This window comes from Actinomadura sp. KC216, assembly GCF_004348535.1.
Classification (GTDB): domain Bacteria; phylum Actinomycetota; class Actinomycetes; order Streptosporangiales; family Streptosporangiaceae; genus Spirillospora.
This window is the reverse complement of sequence record NZ_SMJX01000258.1, coordinates 1-11,883: the sequence shown is the minus strand read 5'-3', so window position 1 is coordinate 11,883 and position 11,883 is coordinate 1. Positions and strand designations below refer to the sequence as shown.

Genomic DNA, 11,883 nt, shown 5'->3' with positions numbered 1-11,883 from the left:
CCCAGGCAGACCTCCCCCCACCTGCGCCGGGGCCTGGCAAGCGGGCCTTCGCCTCCGGCGTGCGCCGGCCCGGTGCCCCGGCGGAGGTCTGGCAGGCCGCCGCTCCGCCGGCCACCCGTCCCGACATCCCGCAGCAGGCCCCGCCGGCCGGCGCCCGCCCGGCCCTGGAAGCGGAGCCCGCCGCCACCGAGCAGGAGCGTCCGGCCGGTGAAGAGGGCGATGTCAGAGTCGCCGGGCCCGCCCCCAAGCCCGCCGCGCCCGCCGAGACGGCCGGGCCCGCCGGGCCGCCTCGCGAGCAGGTCTGGTCGGAGGGCGAGTCGCGGCGCGACGTCCGGCAGGAGCCGCCCGCCGCCGCCGAGCCCGCACGGCAGGACCTCACCAAGCGCGACGAGGGCCAGAGGCTGCAGCAGCGATCCAACGGAGAGGCCGGCGACAGGAAGGTCGCCGGCCAGAGGAAGCCCCCGCCCGCGACGCGGCCCGACCTGCCGATGGTGCCCGGGGCGTTCGGGGCATGGCCGGACGAGACGCCCGCGAACGGCGCCCGCCCGGCCGGGGAGGCCCCGGCCCCGCGGATGGAGCCGCCGCGGCCCTGGTCGCAGGGCCTGTCCAAGCCGCTGCGCCCGGTCCCGGAGCCCGCGCCTGAGCAGGAGCCCGAAGCGCAGGCGCCGCCCTGGCCGGAACCGCCGCAGGAGCAGCAGGCTCCGCCGCGCGAGGTCCGGTCTCAGCCGGCCTCGCCCGTCCGGCCGCGGCCGCTGCCGCCGCCACCGGCGCCGCCGCCGTCCGGTCCCGCGATCACGCCGCCCGACCCCGAGCACGAGGTCACCGGCGGCGGGCTGCGGCGGCTGTTCCACGCCGTCGGCGGCGGGCACGGCGACGTCGACGCCGAGTACCAGCAGCGCCTCCAGCAGCCCTTCCGGGGGACGCGGCACGTCGTCGTGCTCGGCTGCACCGGCGGCGCCGGGCAGACCGTGACCGCGCTGATGCTGGGCCACACGTTCGCGCAGCACAACGGGGAGCCGATCGTCGCCGTCGACGTCAACCCCGGTCCGGGCGCGCTGGCACGCCGGACGCGCAGCGACACCAACGAGACGCTGACCGGCCTCATCACCCGCGCCGACCAGGTCGGGTCCCTCACCGCGATGCGCCGGTACACCTCGCAGGCCAAGTCGGGCCTCGACGTCATCGCGGCGGGCAAGAACCCGCTCCAGGCGCTCGACGACCGCGACTACGCGCTCGCGATCCGCACCATCGACCGGTTCTACTCGGTGACGCTGCTCGACGCGGCCGCGGCCGTCGTCGCGCGCGTCCTGCCGTACGCCGACCAGCTCGTGCTCGTCGCCCCGGCCAGCGCCGACGCGCCGCGCGCGGTCGCGATGACGTTCGAGTGGCTCGACGGCCACGGCTACGAGGAGCTGCGGTCCCGCGCGGTGACGGTCATCAACGGGGTGAGCCGCCGCAGCATGGACGACGTCGAGCAGGCCGAGGCGATGGCGCGGGGGCGTTGCCGGGCGCTGGTGCGCATTCCGTGGGATGATCACCTGAGCATGGACCGCGCGCCGCGCAACGAGCTGAAGTCGTTGCGCTCGCCGACGCGGCGTGCCTATCTTGCCCTCGCCGGCGTGGTCGCCGGCGGTTTCACCGTGATGCCCGAGCGTTACCAGGAGTTCGAGCACGAGCAGGAGGCCACCCGATGAGCGCCCCTCGCGGGCACCGAGCGGAGACCTGTGTCAGCCGGGCGGAGACCTGCATGAGGGCCCATGCCATCGGGGCCTTCCTGGCGGGCGCGCCTGACGTTGATGACCATCGGGAAGGCGAACACTTCCCCGCGCGGCCCTTCGCGATCGCCCGCGCCTCGGCACAATGGACCGGGATGGGGAGGACGGCATGAGCAAGTCGAGCCGGCTGGCCGTGCGGTACTTCGACGACCGGGTGCTGCTCACCGACAACGCCGCCTGGGCCTACTTCCGCCTGCCCACGGTGTCGTACGAGTTCACCACGGGGGAGGAGCGCGAGGCGCTCGCCACCAACATCACCATCGCGCTCGCGGGCATCCGCATGCAGGACGCCGAGGTCCACCTGCGGATCGCGCACCGGACGTACCCGGCGGCCGACTGGGCGCTCGCGCTCGACCGGACGTCCGACGACGGCCCCGGCTGGCGGGAGTACCTGGAAGAGACCTACGCGCACGTCTGGGCCAAGGACTTCTGGACCAAGGAGGTCTACCTCGGGGTCCGGCTCGGGCCGCGCGGGATGGGCGCGCACCTGTCCGGCGGGGTGTTCTCGCAGCTCCTCGGGTTCTACAAGCGCAGCGAGAAGGTCCTCGGCGTCCACGACGACGCGATCGACAAGAAGGAGATCGCGCGCTGGACCGACCAGGCCGAACGCATCGGCCGCGCGCTCGGCGGGTCGGCGCTGTACGCGCGGCACGCCACGTCCACCGAGGTGGCGTGGCTGTTCCAGCACGCGGTGACGGGGTCGCTGGCCGATCCGCCGCCGTCGGCCGTGCCGCGCCGGACGTGGGGCAAGGGCGAGATCGAGTCGCTCGTCGAGGGCGCCATCCACAACGGGCGCTCGTACCTGCGGATCGAGCAGCCGAACTTCACCGGCACCGGCGCGGGCGCTACGGCCGCGTCCTACGTGGCGTACCTGTCGTTCGCGCGCTTCCCCGACCTGATGCCGTTCCCTGACGGCGAGCCCTGGTTCCACTACTCCGACGCGCTCCCGTTCCCCGTGGAGATCAGCGCGCGGATGAAGCTGATCCCGCCGGCGAAGGCGTCCAAGGACGTCTCCCGCAAGCTCGCGCACGCCCGCGACATGGACCAGCACATCCGCGAGGCGGGCGCCGAGGCGCCGATCGCGCTCGCGGAGCAGATCGACGCGGCGCGGATGCTGGAGCACGGCATCACCAAGGAGCGGCTGCCGTTCGTGTACGGGTGGCACCGGCTGATCGTGTCCGCGCCGACGGAGGAGCTGCTCGCCCAGCGGGTGGACGCCGTCGTCGAGCACTACCGCGACATCGGCATCGACGTCGTCAACTCCACCGGCGACCAGTTCTCCCTGTTCCTGGAGTCGCTGCCCGGCGACCAGATCAGGCTGAACGCGTACGCCCAGCGCCAGCCGTTGCGGACGATCGCGGGCGGCATGCCGGTCGCGACCGTCGACCTCGGCGACCGCACCGACGAGCACGACGAGGGCTGGATCGGCCCGTACATCGGCGAGACGCTCGGCCGCGCCCGGTCGATCGTGCACTTCGACCCGCTCGTCGCGGCAGCGCGCAACCGCCCGACCGCGGTCGCGATCACCGGTGAGCCGGGCGGCGGGAAGACGACGCTGGCGCTGCTGCTGATCTACCAGATGGCGCTGCGCGGCGTGACGATCGCGGCGATCGACCCGAAGGGCGACGCCGAGTCGCTGGTGGAGCTGCTGAAGGCGCGGGGCCGCAAGGCGCGGATCCTGCCGCTCGGGTCGGCGGCGCCCGGCCTGCTCGACCCGTTCTCCTTCGGCGACGACCTCGCCACCATGAAGACGATGGCGACGGAGACGCTGCGGCTGCTGCTGCCGCGGATGTCGGAGGAGCGCGAGTCCGCGATGATCCAGGCGGTCGGCGCGGTCGCCAACGCCGAACGCCCGTCGCTCGGACGCGTCGTCGACTACCTCGAAGGCGCCGACGACCCGGCGTCCAAGAACCTCGGCGCCGTGCTGCGGTCGATGTCGGAGATGCGGCTCGCGCGGCTGTGCTTCGACCCGTCCGGCGGCGAGCGCATCGACACCGCCGGTTGGACGACCGTCTTCACGCTCGGCGGCCTCACCCTGCCGGACGTCGCGATCTCGCGTGAGGACTATTCCTACGAGCAGCGCCTCTCGGTCGCGCTGATGTATCTGGTGTCGCAGTTCGCGCGGCGGCTCATGCACGGCCTCGACCGGCGGATGCCGAAGGCGATCTTCCTGGACGAGGCGTGGGCCATCACCTCGACGCCGGAGGGCGCGAAGCTGGTGCCGGAGGTGTCGCGCATGGGCCGGTCGCGCAACACCGCGCTGATCCTGGTCTCCCAGAACGCCGGCGACCTGCTGAACGAGCAGGTCACGAACTGCCTGTCCTCGGTGTTCTGCTTCCGTTCCACGGAGCGGGTCGAGGTCGGCAACGTCATGGCGCTTCTCGGGGTGGAGGCGTCCGAGGAGCACAAGGCCGTGCTGCGCAACCTCGGCAACGGCGAATGCATCTTCCGCGACCTCGACGGCCGAGCGGGGCGCATCGGCGTCGACCTGATCTCCGAGGAACTGCAGCGTTGGCTGGACACCAACCCGACCCGGTCCCGTCCGGGCACGTCCGAACTCACCGCCGCGGGGGCCGAGGTCGAGGAGGTCAGTCGATGAGGGGTCCCCGCGACGGGACGGCGCGCCTGCAGCGCTCGCCCGGCGAAGGGCTCGACCGCGCCGTCCTGAAGCGGTCGGGCCGCCCCAGGCGCCCGCAGCGGCGCAGGCACCCGCGCACCCGCCGCTCGGTGCTGCTGCTGGTCGTCATGGCCCTGTTCATGATCGGCCCGCTGTCGCCCGCGATGGCGTCGGTGCCGAACCCGGGCCTGCCGACCCCGAACGACGCGTGCAGCCCGGCGGAGAGCCCCTCGCCCGAGCAGTACGGGTCCGGGACGGACGGCATGATCAAGCCGCCGGACTATCCGAGCGAGAAGCTCCAGCAGACCCCGGTCGAGAACCTGACCTACTACGACCGGTACGGCACCGCGGGGCAGTACTGGTACGCCGTCGACATGGGCTGCTCGGACGCGATGGCCCTGATGGGCAACGGGCTCGCCAACACCGTGTTCACGTTCGTCCGGGCGATCGACCGGACCACGATCAGCGTCTACCAGGCGGCGGCGTCGCCGTCGCTGCTCAACTGGCTCAAGGAGACCGTCGACGGCGTCATCACCGACATGGGCCAGACGTTCAACGCGCGCTACTGGTCGTGGGTGGTCATCCTCGGGGCGATGTGGCTGGCCTGGTGGGGGCTCGTCCGCAAGCGGGCCAGCAAGGTCACCGAGGGCGTGATCTGGATGGTCGTCGCGATGGTGGCGCTGGTGTGGCTGATCGCGCGGCCGTCGGACTTCACCACGCTCGGGACGACGACGTCGGAGGCGACGAGCGCGGCGTTCAACGCGGCGCTGCCGCAGAGCGACACCAAGGGCGGCGTGTGCATCCCGGCGCCCGGCGGCAAACCCGATCCGTCGGCGTCGGCGAACCTCGACGAGACGACCCGCAACGCGAACCGGCTGTGGGTGGCGCTGGTCTGCAAGCCGTGGATGCAGGGCGTGTTCGGCACCACCGACCCCAACGCCAAGATCGTCAAGGACAACGCCGACAAGCTGCTCTGGTCGCAGGCGGTCGACCTGCCGGAGACCTACGGCGACAACAACAGGGCCGATCTGGGCAAGAAGGCCGACGCCTACAAGGACGTCGCGAAGAACGTCGAGGAAAAACATCCCGGGACGTATCCGCTCTTCCAGGGCAAGAACTGGGAGAACCGGCTGGGGGTCGCGTTCGGCGGGCTGCTCGCGGCGATCGTCGCGGGCGTGCTCATCATGGTCATCGCCATCGCGCTGATCGTGGTGAAGATCGCGTTCCTGCTGCTGCTCGTGGCCGGGCCGATCTTCCTCGGGATCGGGATCCATCCGGGCATCGGACGGGTCATCGCCATCCGCTGGCTCGAACTGCTCCTCTCCATGCTGCTGAAACAGGCCGCGCTGATCGGCGTGCTGTCGCTGCTGCTGTGGGCGTACGGGCTGATCCTCGGCGAGACGCTGCCGTGGGGCCTGCAGATCCTGCTCATCGCGCTGGTGACGTTCGCGGCGTTCGTGTACCGCAGGCCGTTCCAGCACCTGTTCTCCGCGGTCGGCTACGGCGCCGTGGGGTCGCGGGAGAAGAGCGAGGCGATGCTCGACCGGTCCGCGTCCGAGGCGCGCCGGAGCACGATCGCGGCCGTCGCGCCGTTCGGCGGCGCCGGGCTGGCGCGCTGGGCCAAGCGGGAGGCGACGTCCGAGGCCGCGGGCGCGACCGCGCAGCGCGACACGCAGCCCGGCACGGCGGTCGCCGCGGCCGACCGGCGCGGCGCCGGCGCGGCGGAAGGCCCGTCGCCGGAGGACGCGCCGGTGCTGGCGGCCCGGCCGCGCGGCGCCGGAACCGGCATCGCGGCACGCCAGGGACGGCCCCAGCGCGGCGCTCCGCCGCTGAACCTGCCGTCGCGCGCCGCCGCGGCGACCGACCGCCGCACGGACGGCAACGGCCCCGGCGGTCCCGTTGAGGGCGTCGTGGTCGGCGGAGGCAAGTCGTCGCCCGGCGCGGGCTCGGGCGCGGGGACCAAGCGCCCGCCGTCCTGGACGGGACGCGGCGGATCCGGCGGCGGTGTCAGCGGAGGCGGCAACGGCGGTTCGGGCGGCGGTTCCGGAGGTTCGGGCGGTTCCGGCGGGAATGGCCGAGGCGGCGGAGGCGGCTGGTTCGGCGGAGGCGGCGGTGGCAGTGGTGGCCGCTCGCCGGGCGCGGCCGAGCGCGGCCGTGGCCGCGGCGGCTCCGGCAACGGCGGCGGTGGCGGCGGCTCCGGTGGCTCCGGCGGCGGCTCGAACATCCCCCGGCAGCGCGGCGGGGCGGGCGGTGCGCCGTCGAGGTCCCAGCCGGGAGGAGAGCGGCGGACGCCTCCACCGCTGTGGGGCAGGGGCGGCTCGCAGGACGGCCCATCGCTGCCGTTCTGGCTGCGGCCCGTCGACCGCCCGTCCGGTGAGGCGGAACGGGACGACTGATGAACCTGAACGACCGGCAGCGCCGGTTCCTGTTCGGGGGCCTCGTCGTGCTGCTCGCCGCCATCGGCCTGTACCTGACGTTCGCCGCCCCCGAGGACGATCCGCCCCGCCGGCAGGCGCGCCCGAGCGGCACGCCGACCGCGGGCCCGGTCGGCCCGGCGTCCCCGCCGCCCGGGATCCAGCAGCCCGTGAACCCGGCCGACTTCGACATCTACCGGCTGCTGCCGTTCAACCGCGAGGAGTTCGCCACCGCCGCCGACCTGGCGCAGCGGTTCGTCGCCGCCTACGGCACGTACCGCTTCGACGAGCCGCCCGAGACCTACGCGGCGCGGCTGTCCGGGTTCGTCACCGAAGACCTCGGGGTGCAACTCGCGCGGGACGCGGCCACGCCGGGCCTGCTGGAGGAGCGGCGCCGGACCAAGGTCGTCGCGCAGGGCTCGGCGAGCCTCGACCAGGTCCGCACCATCGAGAACAACTCGATCATCTTCCTGGTGACCGGCACGCAGCGGGTCACCGAGGGCGACGCCGAGAGCAACGACCGCAAGCGGTACGCGGTGACCGTGGCGCGCGACGGCGGCTCGCTGAAGGTCTACTCCTTCCAGCCGGCGGACGTGGGCCAGGCGGGTGACACGGGATGAGCCGCCGGGTGCTGATCGCCGCGGCGCTCGGTGCCGCCGCGGTGATGTTCGCCGGGCTGATCATCGTCCCGGTGATGCTCGGCGCGAGCCGGTTCATGTTCGGCGGCGGCGTCGCGGGCGGCAACTGCGTGAACGTGTCGGGCGCCGAGGCCCAGCCCGCCGCGGCGACCGACGCGAAGGCCATCCCCTCGAACTACCTTGAGCTCTACAAGCAGGCGGGGGAGAAGTTCGGCATCCCGTGGAACGTCCTCGCCGGGATCGGGAAGGTCGAGACGAGCCACGGGACGTCCACCCTGCCGGGCGTCAAAAGCGGCGAGAACTACGCGGGCGCCGGCGGCCCGATGCAGTTCCTCCAGCCGACGTGGGACGCGTTCGCGGTCGACGGGAACAAGGACGGCAAGAAGAACCGGTACGACCCGGCCGACGCGATCCCGTCCGCCGCCGCGTACCTCAAGCACAACGGCGCCCCGCGCCGCATGCGGACCGCGATCTTCCAGTACAACCACTCGTGGGACTACGTGAACCTCGTCCTGGACTGGGCGAAGCGCTACGTGGGCGGCGACTTCAAGGTCGTCCAGGCGAACGGGATCGAGTGCGAGGACAACGACCTCCCGGCGAACGCGTCCGGCCTCGTCAAGCAGATCATCGCGTTCGCGATGGCGCAGCGCGGCAAGCCGTACGTGTTCGGCGCCAACGGCCCCGACGCGTGGGACTGCTCCAGCCTCATCCAGGCCGCGTACCGGACGGCCGGCCTGAACATCCCGCGCACGACGTTCCAGCAGTGGCCCTTCGGCGTGAAGATCCCGAAGGGCAAGGAACAGCCCGGTGACCTGGTGTTCTTCGACTCCGGCCCGGGGACGTCGGCGAACAATCCCGGCCATGTCGGGATGGTGATCGGCGAGGGCAAGATGATCGTGGCGAGCTGCTCGACGTGCGTCCCCGCGATCGGCGTGAAGCCCTACAAGCGGTCCGACTGGATCGGGGTGACGCGCCCCCTCGCCCGCCCCGACCTGAAGAAGAAGGTCAACGAGCTGGCCGCCGGATAGCGGGACGGCCGTCCGCCGCCGAGAAATACGGAGGGGATCCGGCGGGCGGCGTGGCATGCTGATCGCGTGGAGCCCGAGCTGACCATCCGAGTCGCCGACGAGCTGCTGATGTTCCTGCCGGCCGCGCGGCGCGAGCCGGTGAGCCGCGTGCCCGCCGACGGGACGTCGACGCTGGGGCATCTCGTGGAGTCGCTCGGCGTCCCGCTGCCGGAGGCCGGCCCGATGACCGTCGGCGGCGAGCCCGCCGACCCCTCGACCCGTCCGGCCCCCGGCGCCGAGGTGCTGGTGGCGGCCGTGCCGCGCCCGCAGCCCGTCCCGCTGGAGCCGGGCCAGGTCGCGCCGCGTTTCGTCCTCGACGTGCACCTCGGCACGCTCGCCCGCCGGATGCGCCTCCTCGGCCTCGACACCGCCTACCAAAACGACATGGACGACCCGGCGCTGGTCGTCCAGGCGAACGAGGAGCGCCGCGTCCTGCTCACCCAGGACCGCGGCCTGCTCCGCCGCCGCGCGCTGTGGTTCGGCGCCTACGTCCGCGGCTCGCGCCCGGACGACCAGCTCCGCGACGTCCTGGACCGCTTCGCGCCCGTCCTGCGTCCCTGGACCCGCTGCACGGCCTGCAACGGGGAACTCGTCCCGGTCGACAAGCAGGAGATCGAAAGCGACCTGGAGGCGGGCACCCGCCGCAGCTACGACGTCTACGGCCGCTGCGCCGACTGCGGCCAGCTGTACTGGCGCGGCGCGCACGGCGGCCACCTTGAGAAGATCGTCCACGAGGCGACGCGGCTGGTCGAGGCAGCCGCCGCGAAATGACCGGAGAGAGGGGCAACGTGCTCGTGGTGGTGGGCGCGGCGATCATCCGGGACGGACGGCTGCTGACCGCGCAGCGTGCCGAGCCGCCGCACATGGCGGGCGGCTGGGAGCTGCCGGGCGGCAAGGTCGACCCGGGCGAGTCCGACGAGGACGCGCTGGTCCGCGAGTGCCACGAGGAACTCGCCGTCAAGGTCCGCCTGACCCGCAGGATCGGCACCGACTGGCGCCTGAGCGACCAGGCCGTCCTCCGAGTCTGGACGGCCCGCATAGTAGAAGGCGAACCCCGCGCCCTAGAACACCTGGCGCTCCGCTGGCTCTCCCAGAACGAGCTATACGACGTCGACTGGCTCCCAGGCGACCTCCCCGTGATCAACGCCCTAGCCACCCAGCGCCTCCTCGGAAACTAACCCCGCCCCCGTCACGCAGCGAGCCGGCAGGCGAGCCAAGCGATCCACAAACCCGCACCCATTACTGCGCTGACCCCAGCCCCCACCGCAACCACGCAACAACCTCAATGCCTGCGATCGCGTCCGAAGGCAGGTTCGAGCGAAGCGAGAACCTGATCGCGCAGCGAGCCGCCAGGCGAGCCGAAGCGATGCAGCGATCGCGCGTGCTTTTTGACGATGGAGGCCCCCAGGGCCCGAAGGAGGAAAAAAACACAATAAACACAGCACAGGGCCCCTCCTACCGCGCCGCAGGAGGGGCCCTGTACGTCTTGCGGATCTAGGAGATCCGGTTGGCTCCGGCGTAGTCGGAGCGGTCGGAGAGCTTGGAGATCTTCACCACGTCGCCGGTCTGGGGGCGTGCAGGTATTTGCCGTCGCCCAGGTAGATGCCCATGTGGTGGAGGCCGGCGCCGAAGTAGACCAGGTCGCCGGAGCGGAGTCCGCTTCGGGAGACCTTCGTCCCGAGACCGTAGAGGTCGCCGGTGTAGTGCGGCAGGCCGGGCTTGCCGACCTTGGTGTAGGCCCACACGACGAGGCCGGAGCAGTCGAAGGAGTTCGGTCCGGCGGCGGCCCACACGTAGGGGGCGCCGAGCTTGGTCAGCGCCTTGCGGGCCATCTTGGCGGGGAGGTCGGAGCCCTTCACGGTGGCGCGCAGGCCGCTGCGCGGGTCGCGGACGTGGGTGGTGGTCAGCTTGTCGAGGCGCTTCATGACCTCCGCGACCTTGGCCTTGGCGGCCTGGCGGGCCTTCTCCGCGTCCGCCGCCGCCTGCCTGACCTGGGCGATCTTCGCCTGGGCGGTGCGCTGGGCGGCGTCCGCCTGGTCGATCTGCTTCTGCAGGGCCTGGACGGCGGTCGTCTGGTTCTGTGCGAGGTAGGCGCGGTCGGACAGGCCCTCCGGGGAGCCGTTCGCACCGAAGAGCATGTCCGGTGCGCCGGACATGTAGTTCGCCGCGGCCAGTTGCCCGAGCCGCTCGCGCGCGGGCGCGGCCTGGACGCGCAGCGCCGCGGCCTGCTGGACGGCGGCCTGCTGCGCCTTCTGCGCCTTGCCCAGCTCGACGCGGGTCTTGTTGTACTTCTCGGTGAGGATCTCTGCCTCTTCGTTCAGCGCGTCCAGGCTCTTGCGCAGGCCGGCCTCCGTCGTCGGGAGCGGGGAGGGCGCCGGGGTCGGTGCGGCGGCGGGCAGGCCGCGCCCGGACGGTTGTGCGGCGTGCGCGACGGCGGGCGCGGTGGCGCCGAGGCCGATCAGGAGCATGGTCGCCGCGGCGGCGGGCGTGACGCGGCGCCGCCGGTGGGGATCCGGTGCCAAGCCGGTGTTCTCCTCTCCTCGCGCGCCTACCGGGTTAGCTGACGGGTTCGGGCCAGGAGTCGCCCTACGACGTTGCGTCGATTCACCCCAGGGATTTGGGTCCCCGGTTCTCCCTGGACGGGAGATTCGGCGCTCCGGCCGCAGCCCCGGGGGAGGGGGGCTCCGGACGGCCGGACCTCGGGCACATTACAAAGGATCAGCAAGGTTGGCCAATCGGCGGAGGGGGACGCCGATCGCCCGGGATGGGTGGTATGCCGAGCCAAGTAGAATGGGGGCTGCCGTGTGTCAGCGGCCGATCCCGAACTCTCACGCAAGGCGAGCCCGCATGCCCATCTCCACGCGCGACGACCTCCGGAACGTCGCGATCGTCGCTCACGTCGACCATGGAAAGACGACGCTGGTCGACGCCATGCTCTGGCAGTCCGGCGCCTTCCGCGAGAACCAGGATGTCGACGACCGCGTGCTCGACTCCAACGACCTGGAGCGTGAGAAGGGCATCACCATTCTCGCGAAGAACACGGCGGTCAGGCACGGCGGGCTGACGATCAACATCATCGACACCCCCGGCCACGCCGACTTCGGCGGCGAGGTGGAGCGCGGGCTGTCGATGGTGGACGGCGTCGTCCTGCTGGTGGACGCCAGCGAGGGCCCCCTCCCGCAGACCCGGTTCGTGCTGCGCAAGGCGCTAGAGGCCAAGCTGCCGGTGATCCTGGTGGTGAACAAGACCGACCGGCCCGACGCCCGCATCGACGAGGTCGTGGACGAGACCTACGAGCTGTTCATGGACCTCGACGCCGACGAGGCGCAGATCGACTTCCCGATCGTGTACGCGTCCGGGCGGGCGGGGCGG

8 protein-coding genes, 1 pseudogene and 1 riboswitch are annotated in these 11,883 nt (G+C 72.5%); of the genes and pseudogenes, 8 read left to right on the top strand and 1 reads right to left on the bottom strand.

Going from position 1 to position 11,883, the window contains the following annotated elements; all coding sequences use genetic code 11:
* The 7 genes and pseudogenes from E1264_RS32150 to E1264_RS32120 form a co-directional block, all read left to right on the top strand.
* Window positions 1–1,694, top strand: a pseudogene (locus tag E1264_RS32150) (hypothetical protein); the annotation flags it as partial.
* Window positions 1,695–1,884: 190 nt separating this feature from the next.
* Window positions 1,885–4,374, top strand: coding sequence for an ATP-binding protein (locus E1264_RS32145; protein WP_132179472.1), 2,490 nt, complete (start codon window positions 1,885–1,887; stop codon window positions 4,372–4,374).
* Window positions 4,371–6,788 carry a type IV secretion system protein gene (locus tag E1264_RS46070; protein ID WP_165964482.1) on the top strand — a complete coding sequence of 806 codons (2,418 nt, stop codon included), beginning with the start codon at window positions 4,371–4,373 and terminating at the stop codon, window positions 6,786–6,788. The genes E1264_RS32145 and E1264_RS46070 overlap by 4 nt, the downstream gene beginning before the upstream one ends.
* Entirely contained in the window at window positions 6,788–7,426 is a 639-nt protein-coding gene (locus E1264_RS32135; protein WP_132179470.1) for a hypothetical protein, read from the top strand. The genes E1264_RS46070 and E1264_RS32135 overlap by 1 nt, the downstream gene beginning before the upstream one ends.
* Window positions 7,423–8,472: a bifunctional lytic transglycosylase/C40 family peptidase gene (locus E1264_RS32130; protein ID WP_132179468.1), complete on the top strand. Its 1,050-nt coding sequence runs from the start codon at window positions 7,423–7,425 to the stop codon at window positions 8,470–8,472. The genes E1264_RS32135 and E1264_RS32130 overlap by 4 nt, the downstream gene beginning before the upstream one ends.
* A gap of 66 nt (window positions 8,473–8,538) precedes the next feature.
* The gene (locus tag E1264_RS32125) at window positions 8,539–9,282 is read left to right on the top strand and encodes a Mut7-C RNAse domain-containing protein (protein ID WP_279491706.1); all 744 of its coding nucleotides are present in this window, start codon (window positions 8,539–8,541) and stop codon (window positions 9,280–9,282) included.
* Complete coding sequence (locus E1264_RS32120) at window positions 9,279–9,689, top strand: (deoxy)nucleoside triphosphate pyrophosphohydrolase (protein ID WP_132179466.1); 411 nt, start codon at window positions 9,279–9,281, stop codon at window positions 9,687–9,689. Before E1264_RS32125 ends, E1264_RS32120 begins: the two co-directional genes overlap by 4 nt.
* Window positions 9,690–10,061: 372 nt before the next feature.
* On the opposite strand, the gene E1264_RS32115 is transcribed toward E1264_RS32120, so the two are convergent.
* Window positions 10,062–11,033 carry a C40 family peptidase gene (locus E1264_RS32115; RefSeq protein ID WP_243711294.1) on the bottom strand — a complete coding sequence of 324 codons (972 nt, stop codon included), beginning with the start codon at window positions 11,031–11,033 and terminating at the stop codon, window positions 10,062–10,064.
* Between the two features lie 7 nt (window positions 11,034–11,040).
* A riboswitch (cyclic di-AMP (ydaO/yuaA leader) is annotated at window positions 11,041–11,175 on the bottom strand.
* 183 nt (window positions 11,176–11,358) lie between these two features.
* Here E1264_RS32115 and E1264_RS32110 point away from each other — a divergent pair.
* Window positions 11,359–11,883 (top strand): GTP-binding protein (locus E1264_RS32110; protein ID WP_132179464.1); only part of this gene is annotated, 525 nt, incomplete at its 3' end.